Annotated in this window: 16 protein-coding genes; 8 read left to right on the top strand and 8 right to left on the bottom strand. The window is 60.9% G+C overall.

The annotated features are described in order from the left end of the window. Positions 1–180 precede the first annotated feature (180 nt). From ACYZTL_RS17455 to pilG, 6 genes are all read right to left on the bottom strand, one after another. A complete protein-coding gene (locus tag ACYZTL_RS17455; protein ID WP_461952831.1) occupies positions 181–636 on the bottom strand; it encodes a chemotaxis protein CheW in 456 nt (151 codons plus the stop codon). After that, positions 629–6,640, bottom strand: coding sequence for an Hpt domain-containing protein (locus ACYZTL_RS17450; protein WP_461952830.1), 6,012 nt, complete (start codon positions 6,638–6,640; stop codon positions 629–631). The genes ACYZTL_RS17455 and ACYZTL_RS17450 overlap by 8 nt, the downstream gene beginning before the upstream one ends. Positions 6,641–6,677: 37 nt before the next feature. Beyond that, on the bottom strand, positions 6,678–8,735 hold the full coding sequence (locus ACYZTL_RS17445; RefSeq protein ID WP_461952829.1) for a methyl-accepting chemotaxis protein: 2,058 nt from the start codon (positions 8,733–8,735) through the stop codon (positions 6,678–6,680). Between the two features lie 148 nt (positions 8,736–8,883). Beyond that, on the bottom strand, positions 8,884–9,432 hold the full coding sequence (locus ACYZTL_RS17440; protein ID WP_461952828.1) for a chemotaxis protein CheW: 549 nt from the start codon (positions 9,430–9,432) through the stop codon (positions 8,884–8,886). A 10-nt stretch (positions 9,433–9,442) separates the two neighbouring features. After that, a complete protein-coding gene (pilH, locus tag ACYZTL_RS17435) occupies positions 9,443–9,808 on the bottom strand; it encodes a twitching motility response regulator PilH (RefSeq protein WP_008068134.1) in 366 nt (121 codons plus the stop codon). A gap of 60 nt (positions 9,809–9,868) precedes the next feature. Further along, complete coding sequence (gene pilG / locus ACYZTL_RS17430; RefSeq protein ID WP_027926573.1) at positions 9,869–10,273, bottom strand: twitching motility response regulator PilG; 405 nt, start codon at positions 10,271–10,273, stop codon at positions 9,869–9,871. A gap of 339 nt (positions 10,274–10,612) precedes the next feature. Here pilG and gshB point away from each other — a divergent pair, with 339 nt between their 5' ends. The 7 genes from gshB to ACYZTL_RS17395 all read left to right on the top strand — a co-directional run bounded on the left by gshB (position 10,613) and on the right by ACYZTL_RS17395 (position 16,571). Further along, the gene (gshB, locus tag ACYZTL_RS17425; RefSeq protein ID WP_461952827.1) at positions 10,613–11,566 is read left to right on the top strand and encodes a glutathione synthase; all 954 of its coding nucleotides are present in this window, start codon (positions 10,613–10,615) and stop codon (positions 11,564–11,566) included. A gap of 77 nt (positions 11,567–11,643) precedes the next feature. Beyond that, positions 11,644–12,543 (top strand): energy transducer TonB, encoded by a 900-nt coding sequence (locus ACYZTL_RS17420; protein ID WP_461952826.1) that lies wholly within the window; start codon positions 11,644–11,646, stop codon positions 12,541–12,543. Positions 12,544–12,677: 134 nt separating this feature from the next. Further along, the gene (locus tag ACYZTL_RS17415; protein WP_461952825.1) at positions 12,678–13,250 is read left to right on the top strand and encodes a YqgE/AlgH family protein; all 573 of its coding nucleotides are present in this window, start codon (positions 12,678–12,680) and stop codon (positions 13,248–13,250) included. After that, complete coding sequence (ruvX, locus tag ACYZTL_RS17410) at positions 13,250–13,687, top strand: Holliday junction resolvase RuvX (RefSeq protein WP_003195067.1); 438 nt, start codon at positions 13,250–13,252, stop codon at positions 13,685–13,687. Before ACYZTL_RS17415 ends, ruvX begins: the two co-directional genes overlap by 1 nt. Before the next feature lie 80 nt (positions 13,688–13,767). Next, a complete protein-coding gene (pyrR, locus tag ACYZTL_RS17405; protein ID WP_461952824.1) occupies positions 13,768–14,271 on the top strand; it encodes a bifunctional pyr operon transcriptional regulator/uracil phosphoribosyltransferase PyrR in 504 nt (167 codons plus the stop codon). 27 nt (positions 14,272–14,298) lie between these two features. After that, on the top strand, positions 14,299–15,303 hold the full coding sequence (locus ACYZTL_RS17400; protein ID WP_007897943.1) for an aspartate carbamoyltransferase catalytic subunit: 1,005 nt from the start codon (positions 14,299–14,301) through the stop codon (positions 15,301–15,303). Next, the gene (locus tag ACYZTL_RS17395) at positions 15,300–16,571 is read left to right on the top strand and encodes a dihydroorotase (protein ID WP_461952823.1); all 1,272 of its coding nucleotides are present in this window, start codon (positions 15,300–15,302) and stop codon (positions 16,569–16,571) included. Before ACYZTL_RS17400 ends, ACYZTL_RS17395 begins: the two co-directional genes overlap by 4 nt. 96 nt (positions 16,572–16,667) lie before the next feature. Here ACYZTL_RS17395 and ACYZTL_RS17390 read toward each other — a convergent pair whose 3' ends face one another. Beyond that, positions 16,668–17,099, bottom strand: a complete 432-nt coding sequence (locus tag ACYZTL_RS17390) for an NINE protein (RefSeq protein WP_461952822.1) — start codon at positions 17,097–17,099, stop codon at positions 16,668–16,670. 250 nt (positions 17,100–17,349) lie between these two features. On the opposite strand from ACYZTL_RS17390, the gene ACYZTL_RS17385 reads away from it, so the two are divergent. Beyond that, positions 17,350–17,970, top strand: coding sequence for a C40 family peptidase (locus ACYZTL_RS17385; RefSeq protein WP_461952821.1), 621 nt, complete (start codon positions 17,350–17,352; stop codon positions 17,968–17,970). A gap of 141 nt (positions 17,971–18,111) precedes the next feature. Here ACYZTL_RS17385 and ACYZTL_RS17380 read toward each other — a convergent pair whose 3' ends face one another. Continuing rightward, entirely contained in the window at positions 18,112–19,146 is a 1,035-nt protein-coding gene (locus ACYZTL_RS17380; protein ID WP_461952820.1) for a type IV pilus twitching motility protein PilT, read from the bottom strand. Between the last annotated feature and the right edge of the window lie 44 nt (positions 19,147–19,190).

The following is a 19,190-nucleotide window of genomic DNA, read 5'->3' as shown; positions in this document are numbered from 1 at the left end:
GGGGGGCATCAATCAAGCAGAGCGGTAGATCGTTACGGTCAGGGTAATGGTCGGAGAAGTGTACTGACTGTTCGGGCCTCTTCGCGAGCAAGCCCGCTCCCACATTTGATCTCAGTGAACACAAAATTTGTGTACGACAGAAAACTAATGTGGGAGCGGGCTTGCTCGCGAAGGGGCCTGTCAGATCAACCCGGCACTCACCAACAACTCCTCCAACGCCAGCAAGTCAGGCACTTTGGCCACCTGCTCACCCACCTGTACCGCTGCCTTTTCCAGCGGACACAACGGCACATCCACATAGCTCAACTGGCTGTCGAGCTTGTAAGACCGAGGAATCCCCTGCACCAGCAGCGCGATGAACTTCAATTCCGGCCGCCCGCCCAGCGCATTGAGAATCACAATCCGCGCCCGCTCGCCGATAATGATTTTCTGCCCGCAGGCCGACTCAAAACTCAGCAACGGAATCTGCCGGTTCCGCCAGCTCACCCGCCCCAGATACCACGGCGGTGTATCCAAATCGAACGCCCCCGGCTGATAGTCGATCAGCTCCGCCACCGCGACGTTGGGCAAAATCAGGTTGCGGTCAGCCAGGGGCAGCAGCAGCCCGGTGAGGTTGCTGGTCCGATGCTCAAGCATGGGTTTTGCTCCACAGCGCGATGCTTTCAAGCAGCACCGATTCCTGGTACGGCTTGCCGAGGTAGTCGTTGACGCCGATGGCCATGGCGCGGTCGCGGTGTTTCTGGCCGGTGCGCGAGGTGATCATGATGATCGGCAGGTGCTGCAAACGCTCATCCGCGCGCACTTGGGTTGCCACTTCGAAACCGTCCATGCGCGGCATTTCGATGTCCAGCAGCATCAGGTCCGGCATGTGTTCTTCCAGCAGCAACATGGCATCGACGCCATCCTTGGCCGTCAGCACGTTCATGCCGTGGCGTTCGAGCAAACGGCTGGTGACCTTGCGCACGGTGACCGAGTCGTCGACCACCATCACCAGCAAGGGTTTGTGCGGCTCGGGCTCGGCGTCTTGAACCCGTGGTCGTTGCGGCGCCTGCGTCTGCATCGCGCGGATCGGCGCCAGCAAATCGAGAATCAGCACCACCCGGCCATCGCCCAGAATCGTCGCCCCGGACAACCCCTGCACCGCTGCAAACTGCGGACCGAGGCTTTTCACCACGATCTCCCGGGTGCCGGCCATCGAATCGACCTGCACCGCGATGTGCCGTTCGTTGCATTGCACCAGCAACACCGGCAGCGGCTGGCTCTGACCCAGCAATTTCGGGCGGTTGCTGGTTTTCAGCAGTTCGCCGAGGTAACACAGTTCATAGTGCTGCCCGGCGTATTTATAGGTCGGCGGATCGAGCCGGTAATGCCCTTCGAGTTCGTTGGGCAGCACCCGCACGATGCCGTCGATGGTGTTCAGCGGGATCGCATATTGATCATCAAAGCACTGCACCATCAACGCCTGATTGACCGACACGGTGAACGGCAGGCGAATGCGGAAATGCACGCCCTGCCCCGGCACAGAGTCGATGCTCATGCTGCCGCCCAGTTGCCGAACCTCTTCGTGGACCACATCCATGCCCACACCGCGCCCGGAAATCTGGGTGATTTTCTCGGCCGTGGAGAACCCCGGTTGCAGGATGAATTGCAGCACGTCGCGATCGCTGATGTCACTGTCCTGGGCCAGCAAGCCGCGCTTGATAGCCTTGCGCCGCACTGCGTCCAGCGGCACACCGGCGCCGTCGTCGCGGAGGTCAAAAATGATGTCACCGCCCTCTCGGGACAGATCGAGGGTGATCCGGCCCTGCGCCGGTTTACCCGCCGCGATGCGCACGTCTGCGGATTCCAGACCATGGTCGACGGCGTTGCGCAGCATGTGCTCCAGCGGTGCCGCCATGCGTTCGAGAACATTGCGGTCCATCTCGCCTTCGGCGTTGCCGACGATGAATTCCACGTCCTTGCCCAACTCGCTGGAGACCTGGCGGACGATGCGTTTCAAGCGCGGCAACATCCGCTCGAACGGCACCATGCGCGTACGCATCAGGCCTTCCTGCAATTCGGTGTTGATGCGGCCCTGCTGTTGCAGCAGGTTCTCCGCGTCCTGATTGCGTCGGTCGAGGGTTTCCTTGAGGTCGAGCAGGTCGGAGGCGGATTCGAACAGCGCCCGCGACAGTTGCTGCAACTGCGAATGACGATCCATCTCCAGCGGGTCAAAGTCTTCGTAACCCGAGCGCTCTGCGTCGATTTGCTGGCGGCTGAGAATCCGTCCCTGGGTTTCGGTATCGAGCCGGCGCAATTGATCGCGCATGCGCTCGATGGTGGTTTCCATCTCGTTCAACGCCACACGCGCATCGTTGACCTGCTGTTCGATGCGGCCACGGAAGATCGAGGTTTCCCCGGCCAGGTTGACCAGGTCGTCGAGCAGTTCTGCCGAGACCTTGACCATGTCGGCACCGGCATCGACTTGAGGCGCAAGCGGCTCGACCTTGGGTGCGACCGGTGCGGTAACCGGTGCTTCCAGCACCTCCGGATGGCTGAAATTGCGGATCGCGTCGATCAGTCGATCGGCCGGTGGCAACGGTTGACCGGCGCGGGTGGCGTCGAGCATCTGCGCCAATCGGTCATGGCTGCTTTGCAACAGCCCGAACAGCGCGGCCGTCGGTTTCAGCACACCGGCAGACAAGCCTTCGTAAAGAAATTCCAGTTCATGGGCCAGGTCGCCGATCGGGCCGATTTCCACCATCCGCGCACCGCCCTTGAGGGTGTGCAGATCGCGCAGCAAGGTTTCCATTTCCTGACGATTGGAAGGTTCGGTCTGCCAGCGCACCAGCGCCGCGCCGGAGTTTTCGATGATGTCGAACCCTTCCTCGAGGAAGATTTCCAGCAGTTCCGGATCGTGCCCCGGCGAATCCTCGGCCCCCGCAGACTCGACTGTTTCTGGCGCGTTGGCATTGCCTTGACGGAACTCGCGAATGGCCTCGATCAGCTCACCCGGATCACCCAGCGGCTTCTGGTTCTGCAACTGCTCAAGCAGTTGAGCCAGTCGGTCATGACTCTGTTGCAGCAGTTGCGCCAACGCTTCGCTGTGGCTGTAACGGCGATCGACAAGACCTTGGTAAAGGCTTTCCAGCTCATGGGCGAGGTCACCGACCGGCTCGACCTCGGCCATCCGCGCACCGCCCTTGAGCGTGTGCAAATCCCGCTGCAACGACAACAGCGGCGCGGCGTTTTCCGGGTCATTCAGCCAGCGCTGCAAGGCCTGGCCGGCGCTCTCGAGAATATCCACCGCTTCTTCGAGAAAAATCGAAACGATTTCATCGTCCAACTCAACCGCACGATCCATTGTAGGAGCGAGCTCGCTCGCGATGGGCTCACAGGCGCCGCGTTTTTCCAATGACACCGCGTCATCGTTAACGTCCATCGCGAGCGAGCACGCTCCTACAGGGGGTAGCGTGCGCTCAAGCTCGGCCGTGGCACCGCTCAATTCCCGAATGCTCAGGGTGCGGCTGCCGTCACTGCGAATCAGGCCCATGGCCGAGGGATCGAGGCCTTCGTCGAGCAAGCCGCGCAAGGCCCGGATGCGCTCCGGCTGCGGGCTGACTTCCTGGCCGGCAGCCAGTTCGTCGAGCATGTTGATCAACGCTTCGTGAGCACTTTGCGCCTCGTGGAAAAACCGGTCGCTGACAGCGAGGCTGCTTTCTTCCACCGCGCCATAAAGATCCAGCAAGGCTTCGCAGAGCTCGTCCACCGGATGCAGATAGGCCAGGTGCGCAACTTCGCCGAGGGTGGTCAATTCGTCCAGCAGCGCACTGAGTTCCTGACGTTCGCCGGGATGCTGCTGCCAGCGCTGCAACAGGCTTTCGGCGTCCAGCAGGATGTCCATGCCCTGGGCCAGAAAGTTGTTGATCAACTGCGGATCGCGCTTGGTTCTGAGCGTGGTGCTCGGTGTGCTCAACAGCGCTTCCAGACGCTCGGCCATCAGCGCCTGTATTCTTTCGATCAATGAACGGGCGCCGGGAATCTCGGCCAGCGGATCGACCTTGAGCTGACGCAGACCCAGACGGAACACGCCTTCGGCCTCCAGCAGCAGTTCGATTTCGTCCAGGCCCAGAGCGATCAGGTGCGCCTTGTACTCACGGGCCAGGTGATCCAGCGATGTCGCCACCTCGGCAATCGGCAAGACGCCGGCCATCGAGGCGCTGCCTTTAAGGGTGTGCAGCGCCCGTTGCAACTCGTCGCAGGCCTGAAACGGCGCATGCTCGGCGGCCTGTTCAAGGAAGCGGTTGAGGCTGGCCAAATGGGTTTCCGCTTCGTTGCGGAAAATCTCCAGCAACAACGGATCGAGGGCCGTAACGTCCTGCACGTCCTCATCGGACAAAGGCTCGCCACCCTTGGCGAGGGCATGGGCGCGGGCGGCCAATTGGTCGACATCGTTGCGCTGACGCTGGGCATTGTCGGCAAATTCAGCCACCAGTTCCGGTAGCAGGTTCAGTACATCGCCGAGCAGTTGCTGGACGGCCTGGCCCGGTTCAACGCTGTGCTCCAGCACGCGGTTTAGCAGGTTTTCCACAGCCCACGCCAGCTCACCCAGCACCAGCGCGCGAACCATCCGGCCACTGCCTTTGAGTGTGTGGAAGGCCCGGCGCAATTCTCTCAAGGCCGCCGTGTTGTCGGGATAGGCCGACCAGCGCGGCAGGTATTCGCGAAGGATGTCCAGGACTTCATCGGTTTCTTCGAGGAAGACTTCGAGCAGCTCGTCATCCACCGGCGCCTCGCCCACCGGCGGCGGCAACAGGCTGCCCGGCGTGTTCAGCGCGGGCGGGTTAACGGTAGACACCGGGTTGGCCAGTACATCGGCCAAGGTCTGGACGACCTCTGGATCGTCCAGTTCCTGCTGGTCCTGCATGACCTGGGCTTCGCCCGGGCTGAGCACATCCTCCAGCATCGGCACAGGGTGCTCGCTGGGGAAAAAACCGAGTGACGCCAGGCTTTTTTCCGCAACGTCGAGCAACTGTTCACCGGCCGCCTCGGGATCGTCGCTGAGGCGTTCAAGGTAATACTCGATGCTGGTGATGACGTCGGCCAGGCTGTCCAGTTCTTCCCAGCCAGGCTGGTCCGGGTCCAGCAGCAGATGCTCGCGGATGAAGTGGTTGCAGGCGTCGATCAGGCTCGCCGCGCGACTCAGCGAAATCATCGCCAGCGCACCGCGCACCTGGGTCAGCAAGGCCGGCAACGGTTGCAAATGCTGGCGGTCCCAGTCGGCGTCGATGTAATCGACGATCATGTCCTTGGCCTGTTGCAGGCAAATGCGCGCTTCCTTGATCACGATCTGGTGGATCTGCGTCAGGTCGGTGGTCGGCGGGCGGCTGTCTTCCTGGCTTTCCGGCTCCACGGTGCCAACCATGCCGGCCAGCGTTGCCTCGACGTAGAGCAAGGCCCCGGCGACGTCCATGAGGATCGCGTCGTTGGGTTCGCGCTGGCCTTGGGCAAGGCTCAGCACCACCGCCAGTTGATCGATGATGACCTTGCGCGGTTGGCCGAAACCGAGCACCGCCAGCGTGTCGGCGATCTGCCGCAGCGGTGCGAGCAGGCTTTCGAGGTCCGAGGTGTGCTGGCGGTCGCTGCGCACGAACAGGTCCAGGCGTTCTTTGACCCGCACCAGTTCTTCGCACAGTGCCGCCAGCACCGAGCGCATGGCATCGCGATCAGGGCCGGCCAGCCGCGCCCGTTCTTCGTCGACCATCGCGCTGTCAGGTAGCGCGTCGTCCAATCCGTAGCGATCTTTCATGGTCAGCATCTGCCCGGTGGGGTGTTCGGCCTTGGCAATGTAGAACAGCAAACTCTTGAGCAACTCCGGCGGTGCCGGCTGATTGATCGCGGACATGCCCTGTTCGAGCAGGCGTTTGAGCTCTGTGTCGGCGTCTTTGAACAGGCTGCGCAGGGCCGGGCTGTTGGCGATCGAACCGCCACGCATGCCTTCGACCAGCGCCGAAGCGACTTGCCACAACGGGCTCAGGGGCGCGTTGCCACACAGCCCTTCAAGACGTGAAAACACCTTGGCGATGCAATCGAGGTGGGTGTCGGCATCCTGCTCGTGCAGCAACCCGACCAGGGCCATCTGCAACATCTGGCGCAATTTGCGCAGCACGTTCGGCAGGTCCGCCGGTTCCAGCAGCGCCAGTGATTCTTCATTCAGCGCAGGCAGGTCCGGCAATTGCGGGGTGAACAGGCTGGTTTCCGACAACAGGCTTTCGCCACGGGCGCTGCGCAGATCGTTGATCAGCGGCAGCACCACCAGCGGCAGGTCGCGGCGTGCGCCTTGAACGCGGTCGAGATAGATCGGCAACTGACCGATCGCTTGCAGCAGCAGGTGGATCGCCTCGTCGCGATGGCTGACGCGCTTCTGCTGCAAGGCAGCAGTCAGTTGCTCCATTTCTTCGGCGAGCAGGGCCGCGCCGTAGAACTCGACCATCTGCAAACTGCCGTGAACCTGATGGATACACGCCAGGCATTCACTGAGGGCGTGCGTCGCCTGGGGGTCATCAAGCAACGTTTCAATCGCCTGGTGAGCCACTTTCAGCGTTTCGGCAATCTCGCCTTTGACCCACTCCAGGGCCACATAGTCGTGCCGATCACCCATAACTGCTCCGTTCATCGTTCGAACGCTCATGGACGCTTCACACTTTATCCACAGTCTGCGCCTTGGCGGCCGGCAAGGTGAAACCGGACACCGAGCGCCGCAGCTGGCTGGCCATCTTCGCCAGGTTGCCGATGCTCTCGGCAGTGGCGGTGGAGCCCGACGACGTCTGCGTGGTGATCTGCTGGATCACGTTCATCGTCAGGGAAATCTGCCCGGCCGAAGACGTCTGTTGCTGGGCGGCGTTGGAGATGCTCTGGATCAGCGCCGCGAGCGTCTTCGACACGCCTTCGATTTCTTCCAGGGCCACACCGGCATCCTGCGCCAGACGTGCGCCGCGCACCACTTCGGTGGTGGTCTGTTCCATGGAAATGACCGCTTCGTTGGTGTCGGCCTGAATCGCCCGTACCAGGGTTTCGATCTGCCGGGTCGCGGCGGACGAGCGTTCGGCCAGCCGCTGGACTTCGTCCGCCACCACCGCAAAACCGCGCCCGGCGTCACCGGCCATGGAGGCCTGAATCGCAGCGTTGAGCGCGAGGATGTTGGTCTGGTCGGCAATGTCATCAATCAGGCTGACAATGTCGCCAATCTCCTGAGAAGACTCGCCGAGGCGCTTGATGCGCTTGGCGGTATCCTGAATCTGTTCGCGAATGTTATCCATGCCGTGGATGGTGTTGTGCACCACCTCGTTGCCCTTGTTGGCAATTTCCACCGAGCGCTCGGCCACCGCCGAGGACTCGGCAGCGTTGGCCGAGACCTGATCGATGGACTGCGCCATGTCGTTGATCGCGGTGGAGGCTTCGCTGATCTGTTGCGCCTGATGTTCCGAGGCCTGCGCCAGGTGCATGGCGGTGGCTTGGGTTTCCTGCACGGCGGCAGCGACCTGGCCGGCGGTGAGGTTGATCGTTGCCACCAGATCGCGCAGCTGATCCACGGAATAGTTGATCGAATCGGCGATGGTCCCGGTGAAGTCTTCGGTCACCGAAGCCGTCACGGTCAGGTCGCCGTCGGCCAGGTCTTCGATTTCGTCGAGCAGGCGCATGATCGCGTTCTGGTTGCGCTCGTTCTTTTCAGCGGTTTCGCGCAACTGGCGATTGGTTTCGCGAACCATCACCAGGCCAATGAGAATGATCGACATCAGCGCCAGCAGGCCCAGCATGTAGCCGCCAATAGTGTCTGTATCGCGCCCGCCTGCGAGGTTTTCGAACCCGGTGGCCAGGTGCGAGGCTTCGTCGAGCAGGGTTTGCGAGAGGGTGAAAATGTTGCTTGCCGATTCGCGGACCTTGAACAGTTCCGGTGAGGTTTCGAGGATTTCATCCACCGAACCCGAGACGAATTCAAACAGTTCGGAGATCTCGATCAACCGGGCGCGGGCATCGTGGTCTTCGACCTGGCTGACTTTCAGCGCCGGGTTGCCCTGCAGCATGCCCGTAAGCACCAGGCCGAAACGCGCGGCGTCGCGACCAAAAGCGTCGGCGGCCTGTTGCGAACTTTCGTCGCCGGACAGCACGGTGTTGACTGCACCGAGAATCCGCTCGGCCAACAGCGACTGACGCTGGGCCATCGCGACCTGAGCGGCCGGCGCACCCCGTTGCAGGAGGATTTCGACAACTTTTTCGTACTCGACCTGCAATTGCGGCACGGTTTCAGCGAGGGTGGCAGCGACCTGATGCAGCGACAAAACCGTCTGTTCGCTGGACAGAATGGCGTCGGTGTTTTTCAGCAGGCGCTCCCAGTCCAATTGCACCGCGCGCATTTCCGGGCGCACGGTGGACGGGGCTGGCGGCAGGCCGGTGGAAGGATCGCCTTTCTTCAGATAACCCCAGCGCTGGGCGAAATCGTTGCGCGCATCGCTGAGCAACTTGAACGCGGCAGCCTTGCCGGCGGCGGCTTCGGTGGCGTTCTTGGCAATGCGCTGGGACAGCACGCGCAACTCGCCGGCGTGGCCGATGTACTGTTTATCGTACGTGGCTTGAGTGTTGAGGTAAGCGAAGTTGGCGAACAGCAGCATGATGAAAACAATCAGCGCGATGAACAGCGCGATGATCTGCGACCGGCTGCGCGACCCTTCTGGCTTGCCTGTTTTTGCTTTTATCATCGGTCCTCGCCTGTACTACCCAATTCACCCGTCCCTTGTAGGAGCGAGCTCGCTCGCGATGGGCGTTAACGATAACGCGCGCTGTCTGAATACACGCGCCGCTCTTGAGTCCATCGCGAGCAAGCTCGCTCCTACAAAGGGTCGGTGTTTACAGCGCTACGTTCATGAATCCTTGAGACTGCGCCAACGCGAACGGGCTGAACACCTGCCAATTTTGCTCGCGCTGAAACCGGCCTTTGATGAACGGTGCAATCGGGCCATTCAACGCCTCTACCGGTTCCAGACTGTCCTGAGCAAAGTGCTGAAGGCCGAAAACTTCATCGACCATCAACCCGGCAAACACGTCCTTATGCTCCACCACCAGCACCCGCCGCTGTTTGCGCACGGCCGACAACTCATGGCCGAGCTCTTTATCTGAAAAGAAGGCACACAAATCCATCATTGGCAGCAAGCGCCCGCGCAGGTTGGCCACGCCCTTGACCCAGGGTTTGACCCCCGGCAGTTGCGTGAACCGTGGTTCGTGCAGGACTTCGCTGACCTCGCCCATGGGTGCGACATACCAGTGCTCGCCCAGGCGAAAACCGATGCCGCTCCAGCTATCCTGCCGGGTCGGCTGCGACGGCAGATCCGCCGCCAGCAGACGACAGCGCTGGTCGATCTGCAGCAGCAGTTCAAAAGCCGTCAGCGACTCGGTCATGGCCTGACGATCAACCGGCCAGCACGTTGTTCAGGGTCTTGATCAGGGTCTCTTCGTCGACCGGCTTGGTCAGGTAATCCTTGGCGCCCTGGCGCGTGCCCCAGACCTTGTCGGTTTCCTGATCCTTGGTGGTGATGATGATCACCGGGATATGCCCGGTTTCCGGGTCTTTGGTTAGCTGACGGGTTGCCTGGAAACCGTTGAGGCCGGGCATGACGATGTCCATCAGCACGGCGTCGGGTTTTTCCTGACGGGCGAGCGCCACGCCGTCGGCGCCGTTTTCGGCTTTCAATACTTCATGACCGTGCTTTTCCAGCATGCCGGTCAGTTTGTACATTTCGGTCGGCGAATCATCGACGATCAGAATACGTGCCATGGTTTTCCCCATTCTTCTTGTCGACGCCGGGCCCGCTGGCCGAGCGTCACTGTGCGTGTCCTACTGCGGCAAAACAGCGGCGAAGCCCGGTACATGGGCCTGGATCGCGTTCAGCAGTTCTTCCTTGCTGAAAGGCTTGGTCAAAAACTGGTCGGAGCCGACGATGCGACCCTTGGCCTTGTCGAACAACCCGTCCTTGGACGACAGCATGATCACTGGCGTGGACTTGAACGCACTGTTGTTCTTGATCAAGGCACAGGTCTGATAGCCATCCAGACGCGGCATCATGATGTCGACAAAGATGATGCCGGGATGATTGTCGGCAATCTTGGCCAGGGCATCGAAACCGTCGATGGCCGTGATGACCTCACACCCCACGTTTTTCAGCAGCGTTTCGGCGGTGCGGCGAATCGTCTTCGAATCGTCGATCACCATGACCTTCAAGGCGCTGGAATGCTGGTCCATAAATGCTCCACCGTCGCCTTTGCGAATCAAATTGTCCGTTTCCGATAACCGGAGGCTCGAAACCCTTGATGCTCAAGGGCCAGCATGACATGGCAGCCTTTTTAGCACAGTCTCCAAATGCAATCTATCGGGGGACTGGCGCGGTGGTTTTTCCTTGACCGGGAACACACTCGGCGCCACTCTGACGCCACTTTTATACAGCCCTTTTGTAGGAGCGAGCTTGCTCGCGATGGTCGCTAACGATGACGCGTGCTGGCTGAACAAGCGCGGTGCTCTCAGGCTCATCGCGAGCAAGCTCGCTCCTACAAAGATCGCCCCCCCACATTCGAGGAAAAACCCATGAGCGTTCGCGTCGGGATTGTCATGGACCCTATCGCCAGCATCTCCTATAAAAAGGATAGCTCGCTGGCCATGCTGCTGGCCGCACAGAAGCGCGGCTGGGAACTGTTCTATATGGAACAGGGCGATCTGTACCAGGCCGAAGGTGAAGCGCGGGCGCGGATGCGGCCGCTGAAAGTCTTCGCCAACCCGGAAAAATGGTTCGAACTGGAAGCCGAGACCGACGCGCTGCTGAGCGATCTGGACGTGATCCTGATGCGCAAGGATCCGCCGTTCGACATGGAGTTCGTTTACTCCACTTACCTGCTCGAACAAGCCGAGCGCGCCGGCGTACTGGTGGTCAACAAACCGCAAAGCCTGCGTGACTGCAACGAGAAACTGTTCGCCACGCTGTTCCCGCAGTGCACGCCGCCGACCATCGTCAGCCGTCGCCCGGACGTGCTGCGCGAGTTCGCCGATCATCACGGCGACGTGATCCTCAAGCCACTGGACGGCATGGGCGGTTCGTCGATCTTCCGTCACACCGTCGGCCACCCGAATCTGTCGGTGATCCTCGAAACCCTGACCTTGCACGGCAAGCAGCAGATCATGATCCAGGGTTATCTGCCGGCCATCGTCGATGGCGACAAACGCATCCTGATGATCGACGGCGAGCCGGTGGATTACTGCCTGGCGCGTATTCCCGCCGCTGGCGAAACCCGTGGCAACCTCGCGGCCGGTGGTCGTGGCGAAGCCCGTCCGCTGACTGAGAAAGACCGCTGGATCGCCGCGCAAGTCGGCCCGACCCTGCGCGAGAAAGGCCTGCTGTTTGTGGGTCTGGACGTAATTGGTGAGCACCTGACGGAAATCAACGTCACCAGCCCGACTTGCATTCGCGAGATTGATAATGCGTTCGGCACGGACATCGGCGGGATGCTGATGGATGCCATCGATCAGAAGCTCAAGGCCCGTTGATATAGAACACCCAAGATGAAACCAACATTGCGTTATCATGCGCGGCCTGTGAAAAACGCGATGTTGGTTTTCTTGTCATGACCCTCCCGTCCGATCTGCCCGCAGAACTCGCCCACCGTGGCGTGCGCCCGGCCGATCGCCTCGGATTTACCCTGTTTCTCGCGGCGCTGATTCACCTGGCCTTGCTGTTGGGCGTTGGGTTCACGATGGTTGAACCCAAGCAAATCAGCAAAACCCTGGAAATCACCCTCGCCACCTTCAAAAGCGAAAAGAAGCCGGCTAAGGCTGATTTCCTCGCCCAGGAAAATCAGGAAGGCAGCGGCACCCTGGATAAAAAGGCGATCCCCAAAACCACCGAGGTCGCGCCGTTCCAGGACAACAAGGTGCAGAAAGTCACGCCTCCGCCGGCCGCCAAGCCGGAAGTGCAGGAAGCAGCGCCCAAAGCTGCCGTGACCACCGTCGCTCCGAAACCGAAAAAAGCCGTGGCCAAGACCGAAGAACCCAAACCCGCCACCAAACCCGCCGTCGCCGCGCCGACGTTCGACAGTGAACAGCTGTCCAGCGACATCGCCAGCCTGGAAGCGGAACTGGCCAACGAACAACAGCTGTACGCCAAGCGCCCGCGTATCCACCGACTGAGCGCTGCCTCGACCATGCGCGACAAAGGCGCCTGGTACAAGGACGAATGGCGCAAGAAGGTCGAGCGCATCGGCAACCTCAATTACCCCGACGAAGCGCGGCGCCAACAGATTTACGGCAACTTGCGGTTGATGGTCTCGATCAACCGCGATGGTTCGCTGTATGAAGTGCTGGTACTGGAGTCGTCCGGGCAACCGCTGCTTGATCAGGCGGCGCAGCGGATTGTGCGGCTGGCGGCGCCGTTTTCACCGTTTACCGGGGATTTGTCGGATATCGACCGTCTGGAAATCATTCGGACGTGGAAGTTTGCGCGCGGGGATCGCCTTTCCAGCAATTGACTCCCAAAAACAAAAGATCGCAGCCTTCGGCAGCTCCTACATGGAATGCGTCCCTCTGTAGGAGCTGCCGAAGGCTGCGATCTTTTGACTGCCCCAGCTTGTCAGTTCGCCCCTCCAACGCCACACTAGCGCTCATGAAGAACGTCAGCCCCAGCTACCTCAAGCATCACTTCCTGATCGCCATGCCTCACATGGCCGACCCGAACTTTGCGCACACCTTGACCTACATCGTCGAGCACACGGCCAATGGTGCCATGGGGCTGGTGGTCAACCGTCCGCAAGACCTGAACCTGGCCGATATCCTCGAGCAATTGCGCCCCGATATCGAACCGCCGATCCTCTGCCAGCATGTGCCGATTTTCATCGGTGGCCCGGTGCAGACCGATCGCGGTTTCGTCCTGCACCCGTCGGGCAAGAAGTTTCAGGCGACCGTTGATCTGGAAGGTGACCTGTCCCTGTCCACGTCCCAGGATGTGCTGTTTGCCATCGCCGATGGCGTCGGTCCGACCAAGAGTGTGATCACCCTGGGTTATGCCGGCTGGGAAGCCGGGCAGCTTGAGGCCGAACTGGCGCAGAACGCCTGGCTCACCTGCCCGTTCGACGCCGACATCCTGTTCAACACCAGCAGCGAACAGCGTCTCGAAGCGGCGGCCAAACACCTCGGCGTCAACCTCAGCCTGCTCACCAGTCAGGCAGGGCACGCCTGATGGCCCTGCGTCTGATCCTGGGCTTCGATTACGGCACCAAACAGATCGGCGTGGCGGTCGGCCAGGTGATTACCGGCCAGGCCCGCGAGCTGTGCACCTTGAAGGCGCAAAACGGTGTTCCCGACTGGAATCAGGTCGAAGCGCTGATTAAAGAGTGGAAACCCGACGCTGTCGTCGTCGGCCTGCCGTTGAACATGGACGGCACGCCCAGCGACATGTGCCTGCGGGCCGAGAAGTTCGCCCGCCGCCTCAACGGTCGCTACAACCTGCCCTTCTATACCCACGATGAACGCCTGACCACCTTCGAAGCCAAGGGCGAACGGCGTGATCGTGGCGGGCAAAAGGGCAGTTACCGCGATAACCCGGTCGACGCTATCGCCGCCGCCCTGCTGCTGCAAGGCTGGCTCGACGAAAACACCGCACTGTTCGAATCCTGAAGAGTCGTCACAACGTCTCTCTTAGCTACAACCCGAGCCTCACCCAGCACCACCCGGCTCGGGCCCAAGAAGGAGCAACCATGAGCCTGCCCAATCCCGCCGAACTGATCAGCCAGATGGCGATCCGTCTCAAGGCACATCTGGAACACCGTGGCATCAGCGAACCGCGTTACATCGGTATTCGTACCGGTGGCGTCTGGGTCGCCCAGGCGTTGCTTGAGGAGCTGGGTAGCCATTCGCCGCTCGGCACGCTGGACGTGTCCTTCTACCGCGACGATTTCAGCCAGAGCGGCCTGCACCCGCAAGTGCGCCCATCCGCCCTGCCGTTCGAAATCGAAGGCCAGGACCTGGTGCTGATCGACGACGTGCTGATGAGCGGCCGCACCATCCGCGCCGCCATGAACGAACTCTTCGACTACGGCCGCCCGGCCAGCGTAACGCTGGTGTGCCTGCTGGACCTGGACGCCGGCGAACTGCCGATCCGCCCGAATGTGGTTGGCGCGACCCTGTCGCTGGCGGCCCATGAGCGCGTGAAGCTGTCCGGCCCGGAGCTCAAGCTCGAACTGCAAGACCTCGCCCTTTAATTCGCCCTATTGAGAGTCCCCCTCGCGATGACGCCTCTAGAAACCAAGCGCCCGCTGCAACTCAATGATCAGGGCCAGCTGCGCCACTTCCTCTCACTCGACGGTTTGCGCCGCGAGCTGCTGACGGAAATCCTCGACACCGCCGACTCGTTCCTCGAAGTCGGCGCCCGGGCAGTGAAGAAAGTCCCGTTGCTGCGCGGCAAGACCGTGTGCAACGTGTTCTTCGAAAACTCCACCCGCACCCGCACCACCTTCGAACTGGCGGCCCAGCGGCTGTCAGCAGACGTGATCACCCTGAACGTGTCCACCTCGTCGGCGAGCAAGGGTGAAACCCTGCTCGACACCCTGCGCAACCTGGAAGCGATGGCCGCCGACATGTTCGTCGTGCGTCACGGTGATTCCGGCGCCGCGCACTTCATCGCCGAACACGTGTGCCCGCAAGTGGCGATCATCAACGGCGGCGACGGCCGTCACGCCCACCCGACCCAAGGCATGCTCGACATGCTGACGATCCGTCGACACAAGGGCGGCTTCGAAAACCTTTCCGTGGCCATCGTCGGCGACATCCTGCACTCGCGGGTTGCGCGCTCGAACATGCTGGCACTGAAGACCCTCGGCTGCCCGGACATCCGCGTCATCGCACCGAAAACCCTGCTGCCGATCGGCATCGAGCAATACGGCGTGAAGGTCTACACCGACATGACCGAAGGCCTGAAAGACGTCGACGTGGTGATCATGTTGCGCCTGCAACGTGAACGCATGACCGGCGGCCTGCTGCCGAGCGAAGGCGAGTTCTACCGCCTGTTCGGCCTGACCACCGCGCGCCTGGCCGGCGCCAAACCGGATTGCATCGTCATGCACCCTGGCCCGATCAACCGTGGCGTGGAAATCGAGTCGGCAGTGGCCGACGGCCCGCACTCGGTGATCCTCAACCAAGTGACCTACGGCATCGCAATTCGTATGGCTGTGTTGTCCATGGCCATGAGCGGGCAAACTGCCCAGCGCCAATTCGAGCAGGAGAACGCCCAGTGAAGCTCAGCATTCTCGGCGCCCGCGTGATCGATCCAGCCAGCGGCCTGGATCAAGTGACTGACATCCACATCGAAGCCTGCAAGATCGTCGCCCTTGGCGCCGCCCCGGCCGGTTTCGTCGCTGTCGACACCATTGAAGCCCAAGGCCTGGTGGCCGCCCCTGGCCTGGTTGACCTGAACGTCGCCCTGCGCGAGCCGGGTTACAGCCGCAAAGGCTCGATAGTCAGCGAAACCCGCGCTGCCGCTGCCGGTGGCGTGACCAGCCTGTGCTGCCCGCCAAAAACCAAACCGGTACTGGACACCTCGGCCGTGGCCGAACTGATCCTCGACCGCGCCCGCGAGGCCGGCAACACCAAGGTTTTCCCGATCGGCGCGCTGAGCAAAGGTCTGGACGGTGAGCAACTGGCAGAGCTCGTTGCCTTGCGCGATGCCGGTTGCGTGGCCTTCGGCAACGGTCTGGAAAGCTTCCGCAACACCCGCACGCTGTGCCGTGCGCTGGAGTACGCGGCGACCTTCGACCTGACGGTGATTTTCAACTCCCAGGACCATGATCTGGCCGAAGGTGGTTTGGCGCATGAAGGCCCGACCGCCAGTTTTCTCGGTTTACCGGGCATTCCGGAAACCGCTGAGACCGTGGCTCTGGCGCGGGATCTGTTGCTGGTCGAGCAAAGCGGCGTGCGCGCGCACTTCAGTCAGCTCACCAGCGCTCGCGGCGTGGCCCTGATTGCTCAGGCTCAGGCCCGTGGATTGCCGGTGACGGCTGATGTCGCCCTGTACCAGTTGATCCTGACCGATGAAGCGCTGATCGATTTCAGCAGCCTCTATCACGTGCAGCCACCGCTGCGTACTCACGTCGACCGAGATGGCCTGCGTGATGCGGTGAAGTCGGGTGTGGTTTCGGCCATCTCCAGTCATCACCAGCCACACGAGCGGGATGCCAAACTCGCGCCGTTCGGTGCGACTGAGCCGGGGATCAGCAGTGTCGAACTGCTGTTGCCGTTGGCGATGACACTGGTGGAGGATGGTTTGCTGGATCTGCCGACGCTGCTGGCACGCCTGAGCGCCGGACCTGCCGAAGCCTTGCGCTTACCGGCGGGGAAACTGGCGGTGGGTGGGGCGGCGGATATCGTGCTGTTCGACCCGGCGGCTTCGACTGTGGCCGGTGAGACGTGGCTGTCCAAGGGTGAGAATTGCCCGTTCATTGGGCATAGCCTGCCGGGTGTGGTGCGTTACACCTTGGTGGATGGGCGGATTTGCCACCAGGCGTAAAACTGTGGCGAGGGAGCTTGCTCCCGCTGGGCTGCGCAGCAGACCTGTTTTGGGGTCGCTTCGCGACCCAGCGGGAGCAAGCTCCCTCGCCACAACTTACTGGAAGGTGCCGCGATTCTGCGCATTACGCACAGAAACCTGGTCATTCAGCGTCCAAAAGTCATACAAAACCCCCAGAAAGAACAACCCACCCGTCACCAGGTACAGCAAGCCGCTGATCCACTTCCCCTGATACATCCGGTGTACGCCGAAGACCCCGAGAAACGTCAGCAGAATCCACGCAACGTTGTATTCGATAGGCCCGGCGGTAAAACGCAGGTCCGCTTCACGGTCCATGGCCGGGATCAGAAACACGTCGATCAGCCAGCCGATACCCAGCAAACCGAAGGTGAAAAACCAGATCGTCCCGGTCACCGGTTTGCCGTAATAAAAGCGGTGAGCCCCGGTAAAACCGAAAATCCACAGCAGGTAACCGATCACTTTGCTGTGGGTATCTTGACGTGGAACGGGGTGTTGATAGGTGTTCATGAAGGACCTCGAATCACACGATAGATAAATATTCTTGAATTCTTTGTGACTTTTTTACAGGCAGCCGACGTATGGCAAATGCTACCGTGTCTTCCGTCAAACCCTTATAGCACCTGACTTCTGTCCGACAATTGCGTCTATTTGCCGCGCATTTGGTTCCGTTGGCCGCCAGATGGAATCGACCAACGGACTCGGAATGACAAAAAAAGCTGTTATAAAGTTTCGCGCTAACCTATATGAGCCTTGCCTAATGCGTCCATTTTTCAAGACATGGCTAACCATTTGCCTTTTGATGCCACTGGCCGCCCACGCCACCAATCGTGAGCAACGTCTTCCTAACGTTAATGGTTACACCCCGAAATCCCATGTTTATGCTCCCTCGAGCAAAAACGAGCAAATCGCCAAGCAATCGACTTCGCTGAGCAAAGCCAACAGCAAGCTTGTCCCGCCGATGGCGACCAAGGAAAGCAGCAACGTGCTGAGCCGCGCCGTCAACGTCCTCGGTACACCTTACCGTTGGGGCGGCAGCAGCCCAAGTAAAGGGTTTGATTGCAGTGGCCTGGTGAAATACGCGTTCAACGACGCCACGTTCGACCTGCCGCGCACCTCGAATGCCATGGCAAGCGGTCATGGCGAGAAAGTCGATCGCAAGGATCTGAAGCCGGGCGACCTGATTTTCTTCAACATCAAGAGCCGCCGGGTCAATCACGTTGCCATCTACCTGGGCAACGACCGCTTTATCCACGCCCCACGCCGTGGCAAGTCGGTGACCATCGACACCTTGAAGAAACCGTACTGGGAAAGCCACTACGTGGTTGCCAAGCGGGTTATGCCGAAAGAGAAGGACACCTTGCAGGTTGTTCAGCGCTAATCCGACACGGCCCTCCTGAAGGCGGGTACTTGTGGCGAGGGAGCTTGCTCCCGCTGGGCTGCGAAGCGGCCCTAAAAAACCGGGAGCGCTGCGCACTCCAGCGGGAGCAAGCTCCCTCGCCACAGTCCAGCATTCCAACCTTCAGAAGTTATCCGGCGACCGCGCCTTCTCCCGCGCATGCTCGCGGGTGATCAAGCCTTTGGTCACCAAATCCTTCAAGCACATATCCAGCGTCTGCATCCCCAGATTCCCGCCGGTCTGTATCGACGAATACATCTGCGCGACCTTGTCTTCGCGGATCAGGTTACGGATCGCCGACGTCCCCAACATGATCTCGTGCGCTGCAATGCGCCCACCGCCGATCTTCTTCACCAGCGTCTGCGACACCACCGCCAGCAGCGACTCGGACAGCATCGAACGCACCATCGACTTCTCATCCCCCGGAAACACATCCACGACCCGGTCGATGGTTTTTGCCGCCGACGTGGTGTGCAGCGTGCCGAACACCAGGTGACCGGTCTCGGCAGCGGTCAGCGCCAGACGAATGGTCTCCAGATCCCGCATCTCGCCCACCAGAATCACATCCGGGTCCTCCCGCAGGGCCGAGCGCAAGGCGGTGGCGAAACTGCGGGTATCGCGATGGACTTCGCGCTGATTGATCAGGCATTTGCGCGATTCGTGAACGAATTCGATCGGGTCTTCGATGGTAAGAATGTGGTGATGGCGATGGCTGTTCAGGTGATCGATCATCGCCGCCAGGGTGGTGGACTTGCCGGAACCGGTCGGGCCGGTCACCAGCACCAGGCCTCGGGGCGCTTCGGTAATCTTGCGAAACACTTCCCCCATGTCCAGGTCATCCATGCTCAGGACCTTGGACGGAATGGTCCGGAATACGGCGCCTGCACCTCGATTCTGGTTGAAGGCGTTAACCCGAAAACGCGCCACACCGGGTACTTCGAAGGAAAAGTCGGTTTCAAGATGCTTCTCGAAGTCCACCCGCTGGAGGTCGTTCATGATGTCGTAGATCAGCTCATGCACCTCCTTGTGGTCCAGAGCCGGCAGGTTGATGCGCCGCACATCGCCATCAACGCGAATCATCGGTGGCAGGCCTGCCGACAGGTGCAGGTCGGACGCTCCTTGTTTGGCGCTGAACGCCAGCAGTTCAGTGATATCCATAGCACTCCTCAATTCCAGTAGAATGCCGCCAACCTCAGACCCGC

Source organism: Pseudomonas sp. LB3P81 (assembly GCF_054897965.1).
The sequence above is the reverse complement of the archived record's forward strand: the minus strand, read 5'-3'. Positions and strand labels throughout refer to the sequence as shown.

Bases quoted from the DNA above. Each gene is read 5' to 3' on its own strand.
- ACYZTL_RS17455 (WP_461952831.1), bottom strand. From the start codon at position 636: ATGCTTGAGCATCGGACCAGCAACCTCACCGGGCTGCTGCTGCCCCTG.
- ACYZTL_RS17450 (WP_461952830.1), bottom strand. From the start codon at position 6,640: ATGGGTGATCGGCACGACTATGTGGCCCTGGAGTGGGTCAAAGGCGAG.
- ACYZTL_RS17445 (WP_461952829.1), bottom strand. From the start codon at position 8,735: ATGATAAAAGCAAAAACAGGCAAGCCAGAAGGGTCGCGCAGCCGGTCG.
- ACYZTL_RS17440 (WP_461952828.1), bottom strand. From the start codon at position 9,432: ATGACCGAGTCGCTGACGGCTTTTGAACTGCTGCTGCAGATCGACCAG.
- pilH (WP_008068134.1), bottom strand. From the start codon at position 9,808: ATGGCACGTATTCTGATCGTCGATGATTCGCCGACCGAAATGTACAAA.
- pilG (WP_027926573.1), bottom strand. From the start codon at position 10,273: ATGGACCAGCATTCCAGCGCCTTGAAGGTCATGGTGATCGACGATTCG.
- gshB (WP_461952827.1), top strand. From the start codon at position 10,613: ATGAGCGTTCGCGTCGGGATTGTCATGGACCCTATCGCCAGCATCTCC.
- ACYZTL_RS17420 (WP_461952826.1), top strand. From the start codon at position 11,644: ATGACCCTCCCGTCCGATCTGCCCGCAGAACTCGCCCACCGTGGCGTG.
- ACYZTL_RS17415 (WP_461952825.1), top strand. From the start codon at position 12,678: ATGAAGAACGTCAGCCCCAGCTACCTCAAGCATCACTTCCTGATCGCC.
- ruvX (WP_003195067.1), top strand. From the start codon at position 13,250: ATGGCCCTGCGTCTGATCCTGGGCTTCGATTACGGCACCAAACAGATC.
- pyrR (WP_461952824.1), top strand. From the start codon at position 13,768: ATGAGCCTGCCCAATCCCGCCGAACTGATCAGCCAGATGGCGATCCGT.
- ACYZTL_RS17400 (WP_007897943.1), top strand. From the start codon at position 14,299: ATGACGCCTCTAGAAACCAAGCGCCCGCTGCAACTCAATGATCAGGGC.
- ACYZTL_RS17390 (WP_461952822.1), bottom strand. From the start codon at position 17,099: ATGAACACCTATCAACACCCCGTTCCACGTCAAGATACCCACAGCAAA.
- ACYZTL_RS17385 (WP_461952821.1), top strand. From the start codon at position 17,350: ATGCGTCCATTTTTCAAGACATGGCTAACCATTTGCCTTTTGATGCCA.
- ACYZTL_RS17380 (WP_461952820.1), bottom strand. From the start codon at position 19,146: ATGGATATCACTGAACTGCTGGCGTTCAGCGCCAAACAAGGAGCGTCC.